The sequence below is a fragment of the Aquimarina sp. MMG016 genome (assembly GCF_018100805.1).
In the GTDB taxonomy this organism is placed as follows: Bacteria; Bacteroidota; Bacteroidia; order Flavobacteriales; family Flavobacteriaceae; genus Aquimarina.
Genome location: NZ_JAGJEA010000018.1, coordinates 37,363 through 60,821 on the forward strand (window position 1 = coordinate 37,363; position 23,459 = coordinate 60,821).

The 23,459-nt window shown below is 34.7% G+C and carries 24 protein-coding genes; 17 read left to right on the forward strand and 7 right to left on the reverse strand.

Features of this window, described 5'->3' with window-relative positions:
- Positions 1-2: 2 nt before the first annotated feature.
- The 3 genes from J8M14_RS21875 (at position 3) to J8M14_RS21885 (ending at position 1,739) form a co-directional block, all read left to right on the forward strand.
- Positions 3-926, forward strand: a complete 924-nt coding sequence (locus tag J8M14_RS21875) for a carbon-nitrogen hydrolase family protein (RefSeq protein ID WP_211076967.1) — start codon at positions 3-5, stop codon at positions 924-926.
- An 88-nt stretch (positions 927-1,014) separates the two neighbouring features.
- Positions 1,015-1,182 (forward strand): Lacal_2735 family protein, encoded by a 168-nt coding sequence (locus tag J8M14_RS21880; protein WP_211076968.1) that lies wholly within the window; start codon positions 1,015-1,017, stop codon positions 1,180-1,182.
- Positions 1,183-1,208: 26 nt separating this feature from the next.
- Complete coding sequence (locus J8M14_RS21885) at positions 1,209-1,739, forward strand: CIA30 family protein (RefSeq protein WP_247672742.1); 531 nt, start codon at positions 1,209-1,211, stop codon at positions 1,737-1,739.
- Between the two features lie 36 nt (positions 1,740-1,775).
- On the opposite strand, the gene J8M14_RS21890 is transcribed toward J8M14_RS21885, so the two are convergent.
- On the reverse strand, positions 1,776-2,198 hold the full coding sequence (locus tag J8M14_RS21890; protein ID WP_211076969.1) for a hypothetical protein: 423 nt from the start codon (positions 2,196-2,198) through the stop codon (positions 1,776-1,778).
- Between the two features lie 122 nt (positions 2,199-2,320).
- Positions 2,321-2,638, reverse strand: coding sequence for a hypothetical protein (locus J8M14_RS21895; protein WP_211076970.1), 318 nt, complete (start codon positions 2,636-2,638; stop codon positions 2,321-2,323).
- Positions 2,639-2,979: 341 nt separating this feature from the next.
- On the opposite strand from J8M14_RS21895, the gene J8M14_RS21900 reads away from it, so the two are divergent.
- Together J8M14_RS21900 and J8M14_RS21905 are read left to right on the forward strand one after the other, a co-directional pair.
- The gene (locus J8M14_RS21900) at positions 2,980-3,561 is read left to right on the forward strand and encodes a hypothetical protein (protein ID WP_211076971.1); all 582 of its coding nucleotides are present in this window, start codon (positions 2,980-2,982) and stop codon (positions 3,559-3,561) included.
- A gap of 1 nt (position 3,562) precedes the next feature.
- Positions 3,563-4,240 carry a DUF2490 domain-containing protein gene (locus J8M14_RS21905; RefSeq protein ID WP_211076972.1) on the forward strand — a complete coding sequence of 226 codons (678 nt, stop codon included), beginning with the start codon at positions 3,563-3,565 and terminating at the stop codon, positions 4,238-4,240.
- A gap of 17 nt (positions 4,241-4,257) precedes the next feature.
- Here the strand turns inward: J8M14_RS21905 and J8M14_RS21910 are convergent, their stop codons facing one another.
- A complete protein-coding gene (locus J8M14_RS21910; RefSeq protein ID WP_211076973.1) occupies positions 4,258-5,895 on the reverse strand; it encodes an ABC-F family ATP-binding cassette domain-containing protein in 1,638 nt (545 codons plus the stop codon).
- Between the two features lie 313 nt (positions 5,896-6,208).
- Here J8M14_RS21910 and J8M14_RS21915 point away from each other — a divergent pair, with 313 nt between their 5' ends.
- Positions 6,209-7,087, forward strand: a complete 879-nt coding sequence (locus J8M14_RS21915; protein ID WP_211076974.1) for a hypothetical protein — start codon at positions 6,209-6,211, stop codon at positions 7,085-7,087.
- 212 nt (positions 7,088-7,299) lie between these two features.
- On the opposite strand, the gene J8M14_RS21920 is transcribed toward J8M14_RS21915, so the two are convergent.
- Entirely contained in the window at positions 7,300-7,977 is a 678-nt protein-coding gene (locus J8M14_RS21920) for a class I SAM-dependent methyltransferase (RefSeq protein ID WP_211076975.1), read from the reverse strand.
- A 154-nt stretch (positions 7,978-8,131) separates the two neighbouring features.
- Between J8M14_RS21920 and J8M14_RS21925 the strand changes: the two genes are divergently transcribed.
- The 5 genes from J8M14_RS21925 (at position 8,132) to J8M14_RS21945 (ending at position 12,302) form a co-directional block, all read left to right on the forward strand.
- Entirely contained in the window at positions 8,132-8,986 is an 855-nt protein-coding gene (locus J8M14_RS21925; RefSeq protein ID WP_211076976.1) for an AraC family transcriptional regulator, read from the forward strand.
- A gap of 93 nt (positions 8,987-9,079) precedes the next feature.
- Entirely contained in the window at positions 9,080-9,295 is a 216-nt protein-coding gene (locus J8M14_RS21930; RefSeq protein WP_211076977.1) for a hypothetical protein, read from the forward strand.
- Positions 9,296-9,308: 13 nt separating this feature from the next.
- On the forward strand, positions 9,309-9,797 hold the full coding sequence (locus J8M14_RS21935) for an anthrone oxygenase family protein (protein WP_211076978.1): 489 nt from the start codon (positions 9,309-9,311) through the stop codon (positions 9,795-9,797).
- A 98-nt stretch (positions 9,798-9,895) separates the two neighbouring features.
- Positions 9,896-10,741: an NmrA family NAD(P)-binding protein gene (locus tag J8M14_RS21940; protein WP_211076979.1), complete on the forward strand. Its 846-nt coding sequence runs from the start codon at positions 9,896-9,898 to the stop codon at positions 10,739-10,741.
- A gap of 295 nt (positions 10,742-11,036) precedes the next feature.
- Positions 11,037-12,302, forward strand: coding sequence for an MFS transporter (locus tag J8M14_RS21945; protein ID WP_211076980.1), 1,266 nt, complete (start codon positions 11,037-11,039; stop codon positions 12,300-12,302).
- A 198-nt stretch (positions 12,303-12,500) separates the two neighbouring features.
- On the opposite strand, the gene J8M14_RS21950 is transcribed toward J8M14_RS21945, so the two are convergent.
- Both J8M14_RS21950 and J8M14_RS21955 read right to left on the reverse strand, forming a co-directional pair.
- Positions 12,501-13,649 (reverse strand): serine hydrolase domain-containing protein, encoded by a 1,149-nt coding sequence (locus J8M14_RS21950; protein ID WP_211076981.1) that lies wholly within the window; start codon positions 13,647-13,649, stop codon positions 12,501-12,503.
- Between the two features lie 100 nt (positions 13,650-13,749).
- Positions 13,750-14,322 (reverse strand): helix-turn-helix domain-containing protein, encoded by a 573-nt coding sequence (locus tag J8M14_RS21955; RefSeq protein ID WP_211076982.1) that lies wholly within the window; start codon positions 14,320-14,322, stop codon positions 13,750-13,752.
- Positions 14,323-14,575: 253 nt separating this feature from the next.
- Between J8M14_RS21955 and J8M14_RS21960 the strand changes: the two genes are divergently transcribed.
- From J8M14_RS21960 to J8M14_RS21975, 4 genes are all read left to right on the forward strand, one after another.
- Positions 14,576-14,767 carry a cold-shock protein gene (locus J8M14_RS21960; RefSeq protein WP_211076983.1) on the forward strand — a complete coding sequence of 64 codons (192 nt, stop codon included), beginning with the start codon at positions 14,576-14,578 and terminating at the stop codon, positions 14,765-14,767.
- A gap of 230 nt (positions 14,768-14,997) precedes the next feature.
- Positions 14,998-16,284, forward strand: coding sequence for a DEAD/DEAH box helicase (locus J8M14_RS21965; RefSeq protein ID WP_211076984.1), 1,287 nt, complete (start codon positions 14,998-15,000; stop codon positions 16,282-16,284).
- Positions 16,285-16,326: 42 nt separating this feature from the next.
- Positions 16,327-17,640, forward strand: coding sequence for a DEAD/DEAH box helicase (locus J8M14_RS21970; protein WP_211076985.1), 1,314 nt, complete (start codon positions 16,327-16,329; stop codon positions 17,638-17,640).
- Positions 17,641-17,718: 78 nt separating this feature from the next.
- Positions 17,719-18,294 (forward strand): YdeI/OmpD-associated family protein, encoded by a 576-nt coding sequence (locus J8M14_RS21975; RefSeq protein WP_211076986.1) that lies wholly within the window; start codon positions 17,719-17,721, stop codon positions 18,292-18,294.
- 207 nt (positions 18,295-18,501) lie between these two features.
- On the opposite strand, the gene J8M14_RS21980 is transcribed toward J8M14_RS21975, so the two are convergent.
- The gene (locus tag J8M14_RS21980; protein ID WP_211076987.1) at positions 18,502-18,711 is read right to left on the reverse strand and encodes a hypothetical protein; all 210 of its coding nucleotides are present in this window, start codon (positions 18,709-18,711) and stop codon (positions 18,502-18,504) included.
- Between the two features lie 281 nt (positions 18,712-18,992).
- Between J8M14_RS21980 and J8M14_RS21985 the strand changes: the two genes are divergently transcribed.
- Both J8M14_RS21985 and J8M14_RS21990 read left to right on the forward strand, forming a co-directional pair.
- Positions 18,993-22,304, forward strand: a complete 3,312-nt coding sequence (locus tag J8M14_RS21985; protein ID WP_211076988.1) for an amidohydrolase family protein — start codon at positions 18,993-18,995, stop codon at positions 22,302-22,304.
- A 47-nt stretch (positions 22,305-22,351) separates the two neighbouring features.
- On the forward strand, positions 22,352-23,449 hold the full coding sequence (locus J8M14_RS21990) for a proline iminopeptidase-family hydrolase (RefSeq protein ID WP_211076989.1): 1,098 nt from the start codon (positions 22,352-22,354) through the stop codon (positions 23,447-23,449).
- The last annotated feature ends 10 nt before the right edge of the window (positions 23,450-23,459 follow it).

A 23,459-nucleotide genomic window follows, 5' to 3' on the forward strand; every position in this document is an offset into this window, starting at 1 on the left:
TTATGAAGGTCAAAGTAGGTGTAGTCCAGGAAAGCCCTGTGTTTTTTGATAAAGAAAAAACAATACAGAAAATTGAAGATGTAGTCGCTACGTATTCTAAAGAAGGTTGTGAGCTATTGGTATTTCCAGAATCTTTTATTCCTGGTTATCCCAGAGGTTTTAATTTTGGAGCAACCGTGGGAAGTAGAACTAATGAAGGGAGAGCAATTTATAACACCTACTATAAAAACAGTATTGATCTACAAAGTAATGATCTTAAACGATTAGAAAAACTTTCTAAATCACAAAATATATATCTAGTCATCGGAGCTACAGAAAAACAAGGCACCAATGGCAGTTTGTATTGCTCGATGCTCTATATTTCTCCTACTGATGGTCTTCTGGGAGTACATAGAAAAATAAAACCTACCGGAACAGAACGCATTATATGGGCTGAAGCATCTGGCGAATCTTTAGTAACCTTTAACACTAAAATTGGAAAACTTGGAGGACTCATTTGTTGGGAAAACTATATGCCATTGGCACGCATGTCAATGTATCATAAAGGTGTAGAAATCTATATTGCCCCTACGGCTGATTCCAGAGAGGAATGGACCGCCACCATGAAACATATTGCTTTAGAAGGCAGATGTTTTGTTTTAGGATGCAATCAATATTATACCAAATCTATGTATCCCGAACAATACCAAGCATTAGTCAAAGACGAATCAGAGGATATATGTCCTGGAGGAAGTATTATTGTTTCCCCAATGGGCAAAGTAATTGCTGGACCTTTATTTGATCAATCTGGAGTATTAATCACAGAATTAGATCTAGATGAAATCAATCGTAGTAAACTAGATTTTGATGTTATTGGTCATTATGCGCGAAATGATATATTTGATTTTAAAGTAAAAGACCAACCTGAAACCTTAAAACTAACTTAATATTCAAAACATTTAAGAAAAATTTCAAAATTGACTAAGCGATAATAAACTACTTTAGGTAAAAATTTGCTATTCAAAAAGTCGTATCATGTTTGGATTATTTAAGAAAAAATCAAAAAAAGAAGTACTCACCAAAAAGTATCAACAGCTAATGGAAGAGTCTTATAAACTATCTCACACCAACCGAAAAGCAAGTGATGATAAAAGTGCAGAAGCAGAAGAAATTATGAAGCAGATAGAAACTATAGAAGACTGACTTTACAAACTTTATGATTAACAAAAATGAATTATATTTTTTCAATCACGTACTTTCTTATTATGGTATCTGCTATGCTATTTTTTGACTTTGACAAAAATGCCGATATTTCGGATTGGCGTGTGGTTAACGATGGTGTAATGGGAGGCCTATCTAAAGGGAAATTTAGTATTAACGACCAAGGACATGGAAACTTTGAAGGTTTTGTTTCTTTAGAAAACAATGGTGGTTTTTCATCTGTTAGATATCGATTTCCTCTTAAAATCATAAAAAAATATACTAAGGTTGTATTGCGTATTAAGGGAGATGGAAAACGTTATCAATTCAGGGTAAAAACAAGTACTCGTGATCGTTATTCCTATATTAGTTATTTTACAACAACAGGAGATTGGCAAACTATTGAGATTCCTTTATCAAAAATGTACCCTGCATTTAGAGGAAGAAAATTAGATTTACCTAACTACCCTGGAGAAACTCTGAATGAAATTGCATTTCTTATTGGTAATAAAAAAGCAGAGTCCTTTGCTTTAGAGATTGATTATATACAGATCAAATAACACATACTGTCCAGGCACACCTGAATTGGGGTCTCATTACCATAGGGAAACCTTTATAAATACCTCATTATATATAATTTTTCTTTTCTTATTCGTTACCTGCAAGGATAACTTTTCGGTCGTACCATTTCCATTTTGCGCATTAAAACTATCGATGGTAAAAAGCGATTGTTCACTCGGTGAACGCTCCATGATCACAAAATTTCCTAAACTACTGAAGCTAAATCCTAAAGAAACATTTAACGACTTAGCTGATTGTATAGTTAAGCTTGTAGAAAATCGCCATGTAAAAGCAGGATATAACTTATGTTCCGGTTCAATTGAACCCGGTCCAAGTATAAAGGTATCCTTTAGTCCGAATTCTTTCTCTATCCCAAGCTTTAAAAACGAATATGATACCTCGTTCTCCAATAGATATAGAGATGTTCCTGCACCTAAACTAACACCAAATATTACCATATCAGATGATGGAAGACGAAACCTGATAAGATCAAACTCTGTAGTTAATACTGTAGTAATATTCTGAATTTTGGATTCCTGCCGGTATTCGCCAAATGAATATATCGTAAGGTTATTAGGATTTACTCTTTTGCTCCTCCAGAAAAGAAAGAGAAAAAACTTATTCCATCACTTACTTCTTTTTTTGATAATTCATCATACTCATGTTGCTTTGAAGCAGACAGAAGACCTCGTATCAAATCATTCAATGTTTTAACATTATCAGGAGTAATGCATAACATATTAATCGTAAAATCAACATCAATTGTTGAATGTGCAGAAACCGTGTAAGTCGCACCTGAACATTGACCTTGCCCATAAGCATTTACGGCAATCCCATCAGTTGATACTCCATTCTTACTACCCACATTAAATACTTTTTCTAAACTTGCTGTTTCCATAATGATTGTGTGTTTTATTTGTTATTAATTTTACACAAAAATATTACAGCACAACAGCTAAAAACAGGATGTAAATACCTGTTTTTTTTAAATATTTATAATTATTTAACATCTATGCCAATAGAGAAAAAACCGCTCGAAATTCAATTTTCTTAATCTATAAATTCTAAATCATCAATCACATCAAGCTAGAACATTTTCTGTACATTTACAATAAGTAATAGACCTATAACTTGCAATCAAATAAAAACCTACTTTTACTAATAATAATTAACAGTTCTGTATAAAAGTCTCTTTTAAGAATGTGTCTAATCAAAATAGTAAAAAATATAGGATCAAATATGCTACTAAAAAGTAGCTTGGTTTTACTCATTTGTATGCTATTTACTTATGCAGATAGTAAAGGGCAAACTAAATTCGAGCGAGAATATAGAATAAATACTGATGAAGTTCCGAAAGAAGCTTTGACTTTTATTAAGTTATGTTTTCCTGAAAATTCTATAAAGTGGTACACAGAAGAAAGCCAGGATGGTAAAACAATAGAAGCCAAAACTCGTTACCAGAACAATAAATACAGTATAGAATTCGATCTGTTAGGAAATGTACTAGATGTAGAACGAACAATACGCTTTAAAACCTTATCTCCTATTATTGCAAAGAATATAAGCACTTCACTTGATTCTATTTTTCTTAAATACAAGATCATCAAAACTCAGATTCAATGGAAAGGTGATAAAGACGTGATACTACAATTGGTCCAAAAAAGTAATATCCAAGGTGATTATCAACTACAGTATGAACTTATTGTAAAAGGTAAAAAAGAAAAAGGGTATCAATCCTATGAAGTGCTTTTATCTAAAAACGGTAAGATAATCAAAGTATTACCTATTGTACAGCGCAATAGCGATAATATTGAGTTTTAGAATGAAAAAGTACGCCTTTCTATATCTTCTCCTATTCATTTCTGAATTTCTCGGGGCACAATCCTCGTTTACCAATGGATTATTGCCTAAAGTAGTCTTATCTAATCAATTATCTGATCACACAAAGCTTATAAACAGTATCGAATCAAGACAATTACTTTGGGATGATATGTTAGACAATAAGTTTTCTTATGATTACGTATTGACAGATCTAACAACCATTGTTTCTCATAAGATTGGAGCTTCGCAATCAATTAACTTAGGGTATTTATTTAGAATAGAAGGTGATGAAATTGTTCACAGATCTATTCAGCAGTTTACTATTGTCAAGAACCTTGATGCTCTTAGGTTAGGACATCGCTTTGTTACCGATCAAACTTTTAGTAATCGGAAGTCTCCTTCATTCAGGTTGCGATATCGGGTCACGTTAGAAAAACCTCTTAATGGGGACCGTGTAGACCCTAATGAATTTTATCTCAAGTTTAATAATGAGTACTTAGGTTCTTATCAAAGTAACAAAGCAGATCTAGAGATCAGAATTATCCCTTTTATCGGATATGAACTCAATGCAAAAAACAAATTAGAATTAGGCTTAGATTATCGGCTTAGTGAATTCTTTGATTCAGCTTCCCAAAACCGTTTATGGTTAAGTATGAATTGGTATTATTCGATTAGATAAGAAAATCTAAAACTTTCTTACCCTTTCAAATCAATCTCTTTTAAGCTCTCCATTTTGTTCCTTTCCAAGAAGTTATCTATGGTTTCAAAATGTTCAATTACTCTTTTCTTTTTAAATTCAAATACCTTGTTAGATAATCCCTGTAAAAAATCTCTGTCGTGAGAAACTAATATCAAGGTCCCATCAAAAGCTAATAACGCTTCCTTCAATACATCTTTAGACCTTATATCCAGATGGTTGGTAGGTTCATCCAGTATCAACACATTCACCGGTTCTAATAATAGTTTAACCATAGCCAATCGGGTTCTTTCTCCTCCGGATAATACTCCTACTTTCTTATCAATATGATCGCCACTAAACATGAACTGCCCTAGTATATTTTTGACCTGTGTTCTTACATCTCCTTTGGCAACTTCATCCACGGTCTGAAAAACAGTAAGATCAGGATCTAATAACGATGCTTGGTTTTGAGCAAAATAACCCACTTTGGCATTATGCCCTAAATCACACTGTCCCTTATAGTCAATTTCACCCATAATAGCTTTAATCATAGTAGATTTCCCTTCTCCATTCCTACCTAGAAAAGAAACCTTCTCTCCTCTGGCAATTGACATATCAGCATCTTTAAAAACCACGTGGTCTCCATACTGTTTAGACAATCCTTTTGCAATCACAGGATAATCGCCAGAACGTGCAGCAGGTGGAAACCTAAGTTTCAAAGAAGATGTATCGATTTCATCAATCTCTATAATCTCCAGCTTCTCTAGCATACGTTCACGAGAATTGACCTGGTTAGTTTTTGAATAAGTCCCTTTAAATCGATCTATAAAGGTTTTGGTATCCGCAATAAATTTTTGCTGTTCCTGATATGCTTTTATTTGATGCGCGCGTCGCTCTTCTCGTAATTGTAGGTAATGGCTATAATTAGCTTTATAATCATAGATTCTACCCATGGTTACTTCTATAGTTCGATTAGTAATATTATCGATAAAGGCTTTATCATGAGAAATTACAATTACTGCCTTAGCTTTATTAATTAGAAAATCTTCTAACCAAATAACAGATTCTATATCTACATGGTTAGTTGGCTCATCAAGAAGAATCAGATCTGGTTTCTGTAATAATATTTTGGCAAGTTCTATCCGCATTCTCCATCCGCCACTAAATTCACTGGTTGGTCGAGTAAAATCTTCTCTCTTAAAACCAAGTCCCATCAATGCTTTTTCTACTTCAGCATCATAATTAACTTCTTCTATCGCATAAAACTTTTCTCCCAGATCTGTCACTTTTTGAATAATATCCATATACTCATCAGAGTCATAATCCGTACGAGTTTCTAACTCCTTGTTCAGGCGATCCATTTCTTGTTTCATATCCTGGATCTCACCAAAAGCTTTGGATGCTTCTTCAAAAACTGTACAATCATCATCAGTTAGTAGATGCTGAGGCAGGTAAGCAATTACGGCTTCCTTAGGACAACGAACATTTCCTCGGGTTGCTTTCTGTACTCCGGCAATAATCTTCATCATAGTAGATTTACCAGCGCCATTCTTACCCATTAAGGCAATTTTATCATTTTCATTAATCACAAAAGAAACATTGCTAAACAAGGTTTCACCGCTAAACTCTACTGCTATTCCGTCTATAGAGATCATATCAATTTTCTTTAAAAATGCAAAACTATAAAAAAGGATCTCTCTGCAAAGGAATATAACACATAATAGCATTAAATCTTTTGACCTTAAGAATAGAAAGATAACTCTTATTCGTTTTTTTACCACACTAATGTTATCCCGTAAATATTTCAGGATCAATAACTTATTATTCAAAGGAAAAACACCCTAATATTATCCGTACTACACCTATCGGTAAACCGTGATTCACTTCTTGATGCGCCCTGGCTTTCATCATAGCTTTGCATCCAATAGGTAATTCCGGAAAACCTAATTAACTTTTAAAACCATTTTTATGAAAACAAGATTTTTAAAAACGCTCGCAATAATGATTATGCTGGGGATTGTATTGGTTGCCTGTGAGGACAGAAACGAAGAACTACAAGAAGAACAATTACTAGAGCAGGAGATACAGGATACTCCTACTGAGGATGCTAAGTATCTTAATGAAGTAAGTGGTATATCTGTAGAAGTTGCAAAAATTCAAAAAGACGGACATCAGTATCAATTTATTGCTTTAGGAGAAGAAGATGAAATGATTGTGTTAGAATCACTATATGGAGTTTCTGCAAAGAATCAGGACGAAAGCTTACATAGTATAAATCGATCACCTTTTGATCTTTTTGTATCCTTGACGGCAAGTGCAGTTGCAGTACCCGAACGTATCGCTAAAACAGCAGAAGGGTCTGAACTACAACTATCCGGTAGAGCCATAGAAAAGTCGGGGGCAGTAGTAGAATTTTTGGATCCAAATTATGTAACACCATCTATAACAGCAAAAGCGTGTACTGATGTAGGATCCACCAATTTTAGAAACTGGTATTGCTGGGGCTCTCCTGTGGTATCAACACCGTCAGATATCCGTTTCTGTGATAGTGGATTATGGACCTCCTTGACTCGTAGTTCTTATTACGGAGGAGATTGGAAAGAACTGGATGATACCCAAACCTATACTAATGTTGTATGCGGTACCACCAGATTACAATTTTATGCCTGGGAGAATACTGCTTCCTGGCCATTTAGTGATTGGAAGTGGGTACTTAAGTATCAAGTAGATCTTCCTAACGGAATCTGGTACTACTATTACTATACCTCTACCAATACTGAGCGACAAGTAAAAAGAACCCGTCCTTATAACTCAGGTTCGTTTAGAGCAGGTACTCGATTCTTTTAGAATTGTAACTATTCTACAATACAACTCACACAACCCGGAATGTCTTTACAGATATTCTGGGTTGTTTATATTAAAGTGAAATTAATGTATAGTTTGTATTTCTTGCTCTACAAACAAAAAGAGATTCACTTTAACATAGAAAAAAACACAGTGCATTTAGAACGGTGTAAAACCCTTAATTATGAACAGGTATATTTATATATAGATGTAGTTTAAAAAACTGTATAAATCTTAGTTACTATTACCCCTTTACCGTCATGTAAAGGAACAGTCAATAATTGTTTTTCTTCTTTTATTTTAAAATTGAATGGTGGAGCTAATAGGTTTATTCCACTTTGTTTTTTTAATCTAATTCCTTGTCCCGAAATAATCTCTTTATTGGGTACAAAATCTCCTTCAGGCACATGTTCTGTTACAATAACATACTTAAAATCTGCTAATTTATTCACTATACGTTCTACTTCGGCATTAGATAAATGCTGTAGTACTTGTCTTAGCAAAACACAGTCACCAGGAGGCAAATCATCCAACGAAATATCCAAACAACGGAATTCTAAATTATCTGCTATAAATTTTTCTTTATTATGTGCTATAAGATCTGCTACTATATCCACTGCAACGTACTTTTTAGTATGCTTCACCAATTCTTTTCCAACATTAAAATCACCACAACCTAAATCACATACAACAAGAGGGTTTTTAAAAGATGTTAAAAATGATGTTACAACACCTATATACGGGCTTATAATCTCAGGATGATGCGATCCTATACCCGAATAAAAATCTAATGTACTGCCGCCCCAAAGTTTCATTTCATAAATCTGCTCCATAACATCTTTAGTAGGCCAAGGTTTCTTTATTCTTTTAGTTTCACTTTCCTTCTTCTTCATAAACACTTTTTATTGGTCTGTATAAGCTATAAAAGTATAAATAAATCATTGGGGGTATTACCATATAAGTAATAACAATTTAATTACTTTTAATTTATTAATTTTATTTCTTAAAAAGAAGTCATTTCCAATTTCTAAGATTTAAGGTGTATCCATGACCAGAGATTTCATACATATCAATGACTTTATCATTCTTGTTGAAGAGGCCAGTGCAAAAACCATCGAAATCGATATTTGTCGTTTTGAAGAGCCTTTAATTGCTATTGCATTTTATGGGGTTGGTGACGTAGACCTTTCAGTAAAATTTGAACAAAAGCAAAAAGACTTTCACCATACCAGAGGGTTAGCGCTTTCTTTTTATGCGGATGAAAAGGTAGAGTTTGAGCATACTATATCGCCCGATAAAAATCTAGAATGTATAGTGGTAGCTACAGCCTTACGTAATCTAGACCATTTACCGAATCAAGAGGGTGAAATTTTTGCGGAACTACTAGAAAAATTAGTTAATCCAAGCGATCATTATGTAGAAGGACCAAGCTTTTTTATGACTCCTGAAATGGAGAGAATAGTAGATGCTATTTTTACTAATGAATATATAGGGAAGACAAAAATGATGTTTTTTAGAAGTCAAATTACTGCATTACTTTCTCATTTTTTCGGGCAGCTGGCGCTACTACAAGAATCTGCATCAAAACCTCATCATCGGGACAAACTAAATCAAGTAAAAGACATTTTATTGTCAAATATAGAAAACCCTCCCTCCCTTACCGAACTTTCTAAACAAATAGGGTTTAACACTACTAAACTCAAAAAGGAATTCAAAGAGGTTTTTGGAGTACCAGTATTTAAATACCTTCAAAATGAACGATTATCATCAGCTCATAAACTCATAAGTGAGAAAAAGGCAACAGTGCAAGAAGCAGCCTGGCAAGTTGGTTATGATAGCCTCAGTTCTTTCTCTAATGCTTTTGCAAAAAAATTTGGTTATAGACCTAGTCAAATCAAATAACGCACTTTTCGAACAAATCAAACTTCTCCTCGAATAAATCTTTCGACGTCTTTTCACTGAAATTTGCTTCATCAAACCACTAAAAATAGTTGAATGATGACAGCATTAGTAAAACTTATTATCGGATTAAGTTTATCATTAAGCGCAGCGCTTACGGCCTTTCAAAAACCTAACAAAGGCTTTACATTTCTATCACCAGCAAAAGTTACTGTTGTGGACTCCACCAGCATAAAAGCCTTTCTAATTTTGTATAGTACAACAAATGCTACATCTATTATCCAAAATTACTTAACTGGATTACATCCGTAAAAAATCAATAGCAATGGAACTCTCATTAAGATCAATAACACTATTATTAAGCCTTATAGGCACTGGGCTAACAGCTGGTTTATGCTTTACCTGGTCAAATGCAATCATTCCAGGAATTGGACGATTGGACAACTTAACATTTCTTCAGTCATTCCAGGCTATGAATCGTGTCATAATTAATCCTAGTTTTTTAATTACATTTTTCGGTCCGGTCATTCTACTCTTTTTAAACGCTTATTTAAGTAGACATACTAATATCTTCTGGTTATTTCTACTTGTGGCTATCCTATTTTTTATGGGAGTAGGTATGGTCACTATATTCAAGAATATACCCCTTAATGAAATACTAGACCAAACACTATTAGAAACTATCTCTCAACAAGAGCTAGCAGATTTGCGACAGACTTTTGAAAAACCTTGGACTCGTTGGCATATGATAAGAACGATTACTTCTTTTATGGCTTTTATATTGCTTCTTACGGGACTGCTATTCTATAAATAAAACGAACAAAGAAATAAAAAACAAAAGGCTTCAATTCCTTGAAGTTCAATATTCAATAATAACCCACTTGCCAAACGGCAGGTATTAAAACTAAAAAAATGAAATCAGAAAACATCTTAGTTATTGGTGGAACCGGAAAAACCGGAAGAAGAATTGTCAATCTACTAGAAGGACTTGGTCACAATGTACGTGTAGGTTCTAGATCTGTCCAACCATCGTTTGACTGGCACCAACCGGAAAATTGGTCACAAACCTTAGAAGGTATGGATAAAGTATACATTACCTACCAACCGGATCTAGCCGTCCCCGGGGCATTAGAAGCCATTGAACAATTAATAAAAGAGGCTAAAAATGCTTCCATAAAAAAGCTGGTACTCTTATCAGGTAAAGGTGAACGGGAGGCCGAATTATGTGAGCAAGTAGTTATCCACTCAGGAATCGAATATACCATAGTAAGAGCTAGTTGGTTCAACCAAAATTTTAGTGAGAATTTTTTGTTAGATCCAATTTTGGATGGATTTGTAGCACTACCGCAAGCCGAGGTAAAAATTCCTTTTGTAGATACTGATGATATTGCAGAAGTTGCTGTTAAAGCACTATTAGAAGACGAACATAATAACCAAACATATCAGCTTACGGGTCCTGAAGCACTTACGTTCAGACAAGCCATTGATACTATCGCAAAAGTAAGTAAACGTTCTATAACCTTTATACCGATCTCAATACAAGAATATTCGGATGGTATGCGAAGTGCAAAACTACCTGAAGACTTTATTTGGCTCATTGAATATTTATTCACCGAGGTTTTGGGTAACCCCAAGAATTCAGAAATCACTAATGATGTGGAAAAAGTACTTAAAAGGAAACCTAAAAGCTTTACAGAATATGCACAGAAAGTTGCGACCACAAGAGTTTGGGATGCTCGTATAAAACAATCTATCTAATCCATAAGATCTGAGGGTAGTAAAAATTACAACCCTCAGATCTTTTAAGCTAAACAACCAAGTAGTAAAAACTATTCCAAATATGGATAAAAACAATTAAGGTTTTGTTTCTTAACCCAAAGTCTGTACTTTTAAACTCGTTCAGATCAATGTATATTTATACATCTTATGATTCATATTCCAAACTAATTTTATACAACCTATGTAAGCTTTATTAACTAAACACCAACACTTAGACCTGTTTTTAGACAAGAATGGTTGTACTTACACTTAAAAATCTAATTCATTACACTTTATGAATCAAAAAAAAGCTCCCTGGTACTTTCTCTTTCTACTTATTTTGGCAGGAGAATCCGTATTTATTCTTCCGTTTGTGCTTGCCAGAGTTTTTAGACCTACGGTGCTGGAAGCATTTAGTCTGGACAACCTTCAGTTAGGCATTTGTTTCTCTATATATGGCATTGTAGCTTTATTATCCTATCTCTTTGGAGGACCCCTGGCCGATAAATTCCCTCCAAGAAAATTAATAGCCGTGGCACTTTGGATGACTGCTTTAGGAGGATTGGTTTATGCTACATTCCCAAGTTATACAGTATTAAAAATATTATATGGGTATTGGGGGTTTACTACCATCTTTTTATTCTGGGCACCAATGATCAAAGCCACCCGGGTTTGGGGTGGATCTACTTCACAAGGTAAGGCATTTGGATTTTTAGACGGTGGACGAGGATTAGTAGGAGCGTTATTTGGAGCCATGGGAGTTTTTATATTCTCTTTGTTTATAACCTCAGACATATCTGAAGCTACTGTTCCGGAAAACAGAGCAGCTTTTAAGCAAGTGATACTGGTAACTGCTGGTATTGTAACTCTGGTGGGATTAGCAGTATGGTTCTTTATGAAATTGGATCGCGAAACAGAACAAGAGATTATCCTGGAAAAAATAACCATATCACAAATTGCAGAAGTATTACGCTTACCCTCAGTATGGTTATTGATGATCATCATTTTATGCGCTTATGTAGGCTATAAAATCACCGATGTGTTTTCGTTATATGCACAGGATGTGATGTTATATGACCAGGTGCAATCAGCCCAGGTAGGTACTTTTTTACTATTTGTTCGTCCGGTAATTGGTGTTCTTATCGGGATATTAGCAGACCGCTCACAAATCACTTTCTGGTTAGTCGTTAGTTTTATTGTTTCATTCCTAGGGGCTTTGTTGTTTGCTCTGGGCTTGATTTCAAATTCTGCAACGGTTTTATTCTTTATTTCGATTTTAGTTGTGGCAACCGGAGTATATGCCGCACGTTCTCTTTACTTTGCAGTAATGCAGAGAGGCCAAATTCCTTTGGTTCTTACTGGAACTGCTGTGGGCCTTATTTCTCTTATAGGGTATACGCCCGATATATTCGCTGGACCCGCAATGGGATATTTACTGGATAATTCACCAGGGATAAAAGGTCATCAACATGTATTCTGGATGTTGGCTTTATTTTCTTGTATAGGTGGTATTGCAGCTTGGTATTATTATCGATTATATAGACAGAAGGCACAACAATAAACATTTTTAAGAAGCATTATCAAATTTAGACTACACAAATCATAACCTTGTATGGATTAGCTTTACTTTTAATCATTATCTTTTACATAAAAACACAAACACATTGTAACAATAAAACAGTAATACTGTCACTACTCTATGACAGTAAACTCTCCTTACTAGAGAATTTTATCGTAACCGCGATTATTTTTAACAAGGCTAATCCGTGATATGTAATTCTATATTTGTTATGGTTTTTTCAATTGCTCTAAGTTGTGACAAAATACCATTTTCTGTATTCGCTAAAATGATCAACTTCGAGTTACTTTTAGGAACATTAATAAATATTGCATTAAATCCTGCAATATCGCCACCGTGCGATATAACTTTGGTATCAAAATTATCCATAATTTGAAATCCCAATCCATAGCCGAATTTATCAATGTTATTTGGGAAATTTGGGTATTGACCTGAAGGTGAGTATAACGATTCATAAACCCTACTCCCATTACTTAATAAAGCATAAGATATCATAGTTGCTAATGTTTCTTTTCTTACTAATGTACCCAACTGAAGAGCATTTGCAAATTTTAACAAATCTGTTGCTGTTGACCTTAAACCACCTGCAGAAAAAGGCATTGCATAAGCATCAGGAATTCCAAATTTATGACTATCCTCATGTAGATATGTATACCCTTTTGCATAACCTTCTGTATTCGAATCAGAATATTCCATTTCTGTATTCTTCATACCAGAAGGAATAAAAATATTTTCACTAATGTAATCAGCATAAGACTGTTTAGAAACCAGTTGTATAATTTCTCCAAGGAGCACATAATTACTATTAGAATAGTTGTGATAGCTCCCTGGTTCAAAATCTGATATTCGATTCATTCTTTCTAAATACACATGTGGGTTCTTACACATAGGAAAATTTTTAGGCTCATCCTTTGGCATTCCTCCTTCCCACCAATTAGGTATCCCAGATGTATGTGATAATAAATGATATATAGTAATTGAACTTCCGTTAGGAAAATTCGGAAAAAACCTATTAATAGTATTATCCAAAGATATTTCTTCTCGTTCTACAAGTTGCATAATCGCAGTAGCAGTAATTGGTTTAGTAACAGATGCTATTCTAAACTTCGTCTGTTCATTAACATAAATCTTATTTTCAATATCTGCAAAACCATACTGACCGACTATGGATTCTGCATTTCCAATTTGCATGGCATAGCTAACACCGGCTGTAAATTCATCATCAACTAATTCTTTTATTAAATCAGTTATTTTGTCTGAGTTATATTTTGGATCTGTATTGGTACAACTTATACTACAAATGAGAAAGGTGATAAGGTAATATCGCATATATTTTGCTTTTTTGTTCGCACAAATATATTGTCCAGCAAAAGCTAATAGAATAAAAATATTACGCCATTTTTATGACATTATTATGACAGGGATTGATTCATAATATGTTAGGAACAAAATCCAATACCGATTCTTTTGAACTTAACTTATATGCAGTCCTGAGAATAATAGTTGTATTAACTATAACTGAAATAAAATATACCAAAACATAAGAAGGAATTTTCGAACCTCTAAACATCTCAAATGAAAATGATAAAACCATAGGAATTATTACCATGAAGAGAAGTGTAAAAAAAGACCATAATATTTGAAAACTTAGTATTCTCTTAGCATAACCTTCGGGTTTAATTATATGTTGGTTTTTATAGTAAATATATAATGGTAAAATCACATTGGCAAGCGGTATAACCAGGACCAAAAGAGCACTAAAATTCATCCATTTCAAAACATTATCGTTGTCAGTATCTATATTCAATCCAGATGCTAACAATTCATCATTTTTGATCCCTAAAGCCATTGCTATAGCTGAAAGTGTATGAGCACTTCCTTCTGAGGCACCTTTCTCAATCCGCTGAATGGTTCTAATAGATAAGCCAGATTTTTCAGACAGGCCTTGCTGTGAAAGCCCATTCAATTTTCTATAATATTTTACTTTGTCTTTGGATAACATTAATAAAAATGTCTGTAAAAAATTTACGGCAAGTTACAAATTCAAAAACTGAACTGAATACATAGAAGATAATACTATAAACTTAATCATATTATGATTTCAGTACATTAGTTCACCCATTCTACCAATTTCGTAGTGATCACATAACCAAGTTTATATATAATTTTAAAAATAATGAATTAAATTACTATAAATCAAATAAATGGCACCATCTTTGCAAAACATAAAGTATTATAAATTTAATTACATTACAATGAACAAAGGAACAGTAAAATTCTTCAATGACGCTAAAGGTTTTGGTTTTATCACTGAAGAAGGTGCTAACAAAGATCATTTTGTACACATTTCTGGATTAGTAGACGAAATTCGCGAAGGCGATGAAGTTGAATTCGATCTAAAAGAAGGTAACAAAGGATTAAACGCAGTGAACGTAAAAGTTATCTAATACATATACTTCTAAGTTTAATAAAAGCTCATCAATATTGATGGGCTTTTTTAGTACCCAATTACGCCAAATGGTTTGGTTTAAAAAGTGTACTTTCGCATCCCTATAAAAATAACTGATTATGAAGCGCATACACGAATACAAAAAGGCTATTTGTAGATGTTATTCGTGCAGAAGCTTAACTATATCATCGTACATTACGTACATATCTTAACTAAAATCTATTTTATATGGCCACTCAATTTTCAGATTTAGACATTATAGACCCAATACAAGAAGCACTCCAAGCAATAGATGTTCTTACCCCTACTGCTATTCAGGAAAAAGCCATTCCGGCACTACTGACAACCAAAAAGGATATGGTGGCACTTGCCAAAACCGGTTCAGGTAAAACCATTGCTTTCGGGCTTCCTTTATTACAACTCATAGACCGAACAAATCCTACTATACAAGCTGTTATCGTTGTACCGACAAGAGAACTAGGGCAACAGATACACAGGAATATAGAATCTTTTGCAACACAAATGCCCGAAGTTAAGATTGCAGCAGTCTGTGGAGGGGTACCTATTAAACCACAAATAAAACGTCTTACCAAGCCAACACAAATTGTAGTAGCTACACCAGGACGTTTAATAGATTTAATCAAACGACAAGCAATTAACATTAAGAATGCTAACTATCTCGTATTGGATGAGGCAGATGAAATGGTAAGTTCATTGGGAGAAGGCCTTGATGATATTGTAAAGGAGCTTCCTAATAATAGAAGGACAATACTTTTTTCGGCGACATTGCCTGGTTCCATCAAGCAACTCGTACAAAATTACATGTCCAAAAATGTCATCCAAATCGAATCAGAGATGGAGACTATAGGACATCAAGGTATTACGCATCAATATGTCGTTGTAGAACCTATCGAGAAGTTAGACGTTTTAATGCATTTTCTGAATACACGACTTGGTCAACGTGGGATTATCTTCTGCAAAACGAAAGCAGCAGTGAATAAACTTGCTAAGAATCTTGCGATTAACAAATTCTCTTCAGGAGCATTGCACGGAAGCCTCTCACAACCCATTAGAGACCGCATCATGGGACAGTTTAGAGAAGGACATATCGATATTTTGGTTGCTACAGACCTGGCAGCAAGAGGTATTGATGTAAAAGAAATCACCTATGTTGTTAATTATCATCTTCCGGACGTGTATGAGGTATATGTGCATCGAAGTGGTCGTACAGCAAGGGCTGGAGTTCCGGGTTATGCATTGACGATATTACAACAAGAAGAAAAACATGAGATTAAAGATTTTGAAGACGAGTTAGGGATCTCTTTTTCTGCTTTCGCGAAAGCAGATCCTCAGACCCTGGAAGAGAATAATACCCTACTATGGGCTAAAAAAATATTTAAAACCAAACCTAACCATACTATCACACCGGAATTTAAAGAAAAAGTACACACTGTATTTCATCATCTTACTAAAGAAGAACTTATAGATAAACTATTGGCGTATTACCATAGCTAAAGTCAAGAATCAGAAAATTATAAAAACAAATCAATAGTCGCAATGGCAAATAGTATTAAAAAACAGCAGGATATTTTAACTAAATTAAATATTCAAGAGTTGAATCCAATGCAGGCAGAAGCTATTTCTGTAATTGATTGTACTACAAATACAATGATTCTTTCTCCAACAGGTACAGGTAAAACCCTGGCTTTTTTATTACCAATCATTAAAACATTAGATCCCAATAATACTGATGTGCAAGCATTGATTTTAGTTCCTTCGCGTGAATTAGCTATACAAATTGAACAAGTAGTTAGAAATATGGGAACCGGTTTTAAGGTGAATGCGGTATATGGTGGACGTCCTATGTCTAAAGATAAAATAGAGCTCAAGCATACACCTGCTATTTTAATTGGAACTCCTGGTAGAATTTCAGATCATTTTAGTAACGATCGATTCTCTAAAACAAGTATCAAAACATTAATATTAGACGAGTTTGACAAGTCACTAGAAGTAGGTTTTGAGTATGAAATGAGAGGAATTCTCAATCAATTATCAAATCTAAATAAGCGCATTCTAACGTCTGCTACTCAAGGTGTTGAGATCCCAAACTTTGTACGATTAGATCAGCCCGCCATTATTAATTATTTAGAAAAGAATACAGCGCAAAAATTAGCTATTAAAACTGTTATCTCTCCTGCTAAAGATAAATCACAAACCTTATTAGATTTAATCTTACATATTGGTAATCAACCCGGAATCATTTTCTGTAATTTTAGAGACAGTATTGAAATTGTGAGTACATTCTTAGACAAAAATAAGATTAGTCATGGTTGTTTTTCCGGAGGGATGGAGCAAAAAGATAGAGAACGTGCTCTTATAAAATTTAGAAACGGAACCACTCAAATTTTAATAGCCACAGATTTGGCAGCCAGAGGAATCGATATTCCGGAATTAAAATTTATTATTCATTATGAACTGCCACATGCAATAGAAGAGTTTACTCATCGTAATGGCAGAACTGCCAGAGTAAATGCAAAAGGAACTGCTTATGTATTAAAATGGGAAAAAGAGCATTTACCGGAGTTTATAAAAAAATCGAAAGACGAAGATATTTCTGGGAAGACGACATATAAAGCTCGGTTTTGGGAAACCTTATTTATTTCCGGAGGAAGAAAAGATAAAATATCTAAAGGGGATATTGCTGGTATGTTTTTCAAACAAGGCGGTATTCATAAAGACCAACTGGGGATAATTGAATTAAAGCAAGATTGTGCATTTGTGGCTGTACCTCAAACCATTGCTAATGAACTAGTAAAAAAATTGAACAATACACGACTTAAAAAGAAAAAAGTACGTATTACAGTAATTTAGTCTGGTTGATATATAAACTATATATTCTGTTTCTAAAAAATTAGTATCTTAAAACTATTAAAAAAAGATCTTTTTTAGATGACCAATTTACCGGAGCTATATTTTAAAAATGATGGAGAATGGCGTACCTGGCTGCACGAAAATCATCATACGACTATAGGTGTGTATCTGATTTTTTATAAGGTAGAAACCAAAAAGCCGAGTATGCGTTGGGAAGAAGCAGTAAGAGTAGCTCTGTGTTATGGCTGGATAGACTCCACAGTTAAACGACTAGATGAGGAACGCCGACGACAATATTTTTGCCCTCGCAAACCCAAAAGCGTGTGGAGCAAAGTCAATAAAAACCATATTATAGAACTCATCAAACTAGAATTAATGCACCAAAGTGGTTTGAATTCTATAGAAATTGCCAAAGAAAATGGTTCCTGGACTGCATTAGACGATGTAGAAAATGGTGTCATCCCAGATGATCTGCAAAAAGCTTTTAACCGAAACCCTAAGGCTTTTGAAAACTATCAAAACTTTGCCCCTGGTTATCGCAAAAGCTACTTATATTGGTTGAATCAAGCAAAACGACAAGAAACTCGTGATAAGCGTATAAAAGAAATTATCAAATACTGTAAAGCGAATGAGAAATCAAGAGGTAATTGGTGACAAGTAATCAGTAAATTACAGTTTACATTGTCTGCAGAAGATTAAGTGTATGTATTGTAAAGAAAATGATTAAAGAAGGTCTGTCCTTGATGTATCGCTGCCCTAAAAAGATAAATCTCATCATTCATCTAAAATATGATAAGTTGTTACTTTAGATTAAATAACTAAAACGGACTTGTAAGTCCGTTTTAGTTATTTAAAGATATATTATAAGCAGCATTTATCGTTTCTAATAGTTCCAAAACAAACTGCTCCTGACGGACTTGGTATCGCACAAAAAGTACCATTTATATCAGAAAGATAAGGACTAAAACATCCTCGAGGACAATCTGATAAAGTAGCTCCTCCGTTAATTTTGCTTTGAGAGTTCTTTGAAAGTTTTTGAATACCTTCAATTTTCAACATTGATTTTCTCATAAAAAATAGGTTTAAGAGTTTATATAACCTAAACATTTATTGTCAGTTAGGCATCTGACATCTCATACTAAATTATTGTATTAAAAATAGAAAAAATACTTTGAGAAAAGGTGTTTTTTCCCTTAATTTTTATGAGTTATTTGAATCTGAAAATTTTAATCCTCAAAACTTACAAACTCACATACTCCCTTACTCATATACTCACAAGCTCCCCTTAACATCACTTTAAGAGTTTTTATGTACGAATTCACTATTTTTCAGTATTCATAAATTACTCAACAATGCACAAACACATGATTGCTATACTCATACTCGGAGTATGTTTTACATTTAACACACAAGCACAGAAAAAGAAAAAGGATAAAAAGGAAGAAGAAAGCAAATGGGAAGTTACTAACCCCAAAGGAGAATTCAATTATAAAGATCACACCTTCACTACAGACGAGGGTACCTGGATGAACCTGGATGTAAGCCCAGATGGAGAGACGATTGTATTTGACCTTTTGGGAGATATCTATAGTATACCTATCAGTGGTGGCAATGCCAACACGTTGCGCACAGGGATTCCTTTTGAGATACAACCTCGTTTTAGCCCTGATGGTAAAAAAATATCGTTTACCAGTGATGCCGGTGGTGGTGATAATATTTGGGTAATGAATACTGATGGATCCGATGCTAAGCAGATTACCAAAGAGAAATTTAGATTATTGAATAATGCCACCTGGATGCCGGATGGTAATTTTCTGATCGCGAGAAAACATTTTACTTCTCAGCGCTCTCTAGGTGCTGGTGAAATGTGGCAATATCATATCAGTGGAGGCACCGGATTACAGATCACCAAAAGAAAAAATGATCAGCAGGATGTAAATGAGCCCAATATATCGCCTGATGGAAAGTATATGTACTACAGTGAAGATATGTATCCGGGAGGTTCTTTTCAATATAACAAAGATCCAAACAAACAGATCTATGTAATCAAAAGATATGAGTTCGAAACCGGAAAAACCACAAGAGTAACCGGTGGACCTGGTGGTGCCGCAAGGCCACAGGTATCAAGAGATGGTAAGAAACTGGCTTTTGTAAAAAGAGTACGTACTAAATCGGTATTATTTATCCACGACCTGGAAACAGGAGAAGAATGGCCTATTTATGACCAACTGAATAAAGACCAGCAAGAAGCCTGGGCGATCTTTGGGATATACCCTAATTTTAGCTGGATGCCTAATGATAAAGAAATTATCTTCTGGTCCGGTGGAAAGATCAACAAAATAAATATAGAAAACTCACAAGTAACTAATATTCCGTTCACAGTAAATGCTACTGTAAAAATTGCAGAAACACTTCATTTTAATGCTCCGGTAGCACCAAATAATTTTACGGCCAAGGTAATTCGTAATGCAGTAACATCTCCTGACGGAAAAACAGTTGTGTTTAGTGCCTTAGGCCATCTTTATAAGAAAACTTTACCAAACGGAAAACCTCAGCGATTAACAACACAATTTACAGATCTGGAGTTTGAACCTAACTTTTCTCCAAATGGGCAACAGATTGTATATGTTAGCTGGAATGATGAAAATTTAGGAGCAATCCACACCATTCCGGTAACCGGTGGTAATGCTACCAAACTTACTTCTAAAAGAGGGATCTATAGAACCCCGGCTTATAATGCTACAGGAAGTTTAATTACCTACAGAAAGGAAAACGGAAACAGTGATCAGGGATTAAGTTTTACCAAGAACACAGGAATCTATACGATGTCTACTACTGGTGCTAATGCCAAATTGGTTATAGATGAAGGTGAATATCCTATGTTCTCTAAAGATGGTCAGCGTATTTTTTATCAAATCGGAGGAACGTATTTTGGCAGTCTTACCAAAGAACTGAAGTCTGTAAACCTTAACGGAAAAGATAAAAAGACGCATATCAAATCTAAATATGCTAATCGTCTTGTACCTAGTCCTGACAATAAATGGATCGCATTTACCAACCTACACAAAGCTTTTATAGCTCCTTTAGTATTAAATGGTAAAGCGATTGATCTGGATAATAAATCAAAATCGGTTCCGGTATCACAGATATCTAAAGATGCAGGGATTAACCTACATTGGTCCAGGGATAGCAAAAAGATTTTCTGGACATTGGGAGATGAATATTTTGCCAATGACATAAAAGACAGGTATACCTTCTTACCAGGCTCTCCAGAAAAAGTAGCTGATATCACTACCGAAGGTATCAAGATCGGACTCAAAGTACAAACTGATGTACCACAAGGCAGTATCGCCTTTACAAATGCACGTATTATAACTATGGAAGGTGATCAGGTTATCGAAGAAGGTACTATCATCATCAAAGGAAATCGTATAGAAAAGCTAGGTAAAGCATCAGATATTAGTGTTCCCACAGATGCCAAGGTATTTAATGTAAAGGGTAAAACCATTATGCCGGGTATCGTAGATGCTCATGCACATATTGGTGGTTTTAGATATGGGCTAACTACCCAAAAGCACTGGCAACTATATGCAAATCTGGCTTTTGGAGTAACCACATCACACGATCCTTCAGCCAATACAGAATCTATTTTCACCATGTCAGAAATGATCAAAGCAGGTAAAATGGTTGGTCCACGTATCTACTCCACTGGAATTATTCTTTATGGAGCAGATGGTGATTTTAAAGCAGTAGTAAACAAATTAGACGATGCAAGGTCAGCCATCAAAAGAACCAAAGCCTTTGGTGCTAAATCGGTAAAAAGTTATAATCAACCGCGTAGAGACCAACGTCAGCAGGTACTACAAGCTGCTCGAGAAATGGAAATCAATGTAGTACCCGAAGGAGGATCTACTTTCTATCATAATATGTCAATGATTATGGATGGACATACTGGAGTGGAACATAATATTCCTGTAGCACCAGTTTATAAAGATGTAAATGAGTTATGGAAGACCAGTAAAACAGGGTACACTCCTACCTTAATTGTGAACTACGGAGGAATGAATGGTGAATATTATTTCTACCAAAATGATAAAGTCTGGGAAAATGAAAAACTCCTGAAATATACTCCAAGATCTATTATAGATGCGCGTGCTAGACATAGAACTATGGTACCGAATGAAGAATATGAAAATGGGCATATCCTAGTTTCTCAAACTTGTAAAGCATTAACTGACCTCGGAGTAAAAGTGAATCTGGGTGCCCATGGGCAATTGCAAGGACTTGGCGCACATTGGGAACTATGGATGTTCGAACAAGGCGGAATGACCAAAATGGAAGCATTGCGAGCAGCAACCATCAATGGAGCACAATATATAGGCGCAGGAAATGATATTGGTTCTTTAAAAGAAGGAAAATTAGCCGACTTGATTGTTTTGGATAAAAATCCGATAGAAGATATCCGTAATACTGAAACTGTAAAATATACGATGGTAAATGGTAGACTATATGATACCGAAACGATGAATGAAATCGGAAACACAACTAGAGAAAGATCTAAATTCTGGTGGGAAAACAACCGATATAGTCAAGCATTTCCTTGGCATCAGGAATCACAGAGTTTTATGAAACCTGGATGTGGATGTCATATTGGACATAACTAAATTGACCTGGATTATTATACTAGCTCCTGAAATTTTAAAACACAATTATGAAAACTCTACAATATCTTCTCCTGATCACTTTGGTCATACTGCAAAGCTGTGTTTATTCTAAAACTGAAGAAAAAGTAGTCTTAGAAGAAAAACAAAATGATGCTGTCAACTATTTTGACTATACCAATCGTGATGATCAATTTATGGGTGGTATTAAGATGATACCGATCACCTCACCCAAAGGAGAATTTAAAGTTTGGACCAAACGCATCGGTAACAACCCAAAAATCAAAGTACTCCTACTTCACGGAGGGCCGGGAATGACACATGAGATCTACGAGTGTTTTGATGGGTATTTTCCTCAAGAAGGTATCGAATACTATTACTACGATCAACTAGGTTCTTATTATAGCGATCAACCTAAGGATAAAAGTCTTTGGGATTTACCAAGATTTGTTGAAGAGGTGGAGCAAGTTCGCATAGCTTTGGGATTAAATAAAGACAATTTTTATCTCTACGGACAATCCTGGGGTGGCATCCTGGGTATGGAATATGCATTAAAATACCAAAACAACCTTAAAGGTTTGATCATCTCTAATATGGTAGCTTCTATCCCTGAATATCAAAAATATTCTGATGAAGTACTTGCGCCTAAACTAGACCCTGAGGTACTTAAGGAAATCATGAGTTATGAAGAAGAAGAGGACTATGGCAATGAACGCTATTTAGACCTTATCGTACAACATTACTATACTAAACATGTGATCAGAATGCCAGTAGATCAATGGCCGGAACCTATTAATAGATCATTCAAACACCTAAATCCTGATGTATATGTTACTATGCAAGGCCCTAGTGAATTTGGTATAAAAGGTGATGCTACGCTCAAAGATTGGGATGTAAAAGATCAGTTATCAAAAATTACCGTTCCTACTTTAACCATCGGAGCTACACACGATACTATGGATCCGAAGGAAATGGAGTGGATCGCAAATGAAGTACAAAATGGAAGATATCTACATTGCCCTAACGGGAGTCATCTTTCTCAATTTGATGATCAAAAGAACTTTTTTAGCGGTTTGATCAAGTTTATTAAAGATGTGGATCAAGGAACATTCAAACAAAAGAAAAAGATAAAAAAAATCATCACTTAATGATCTATAA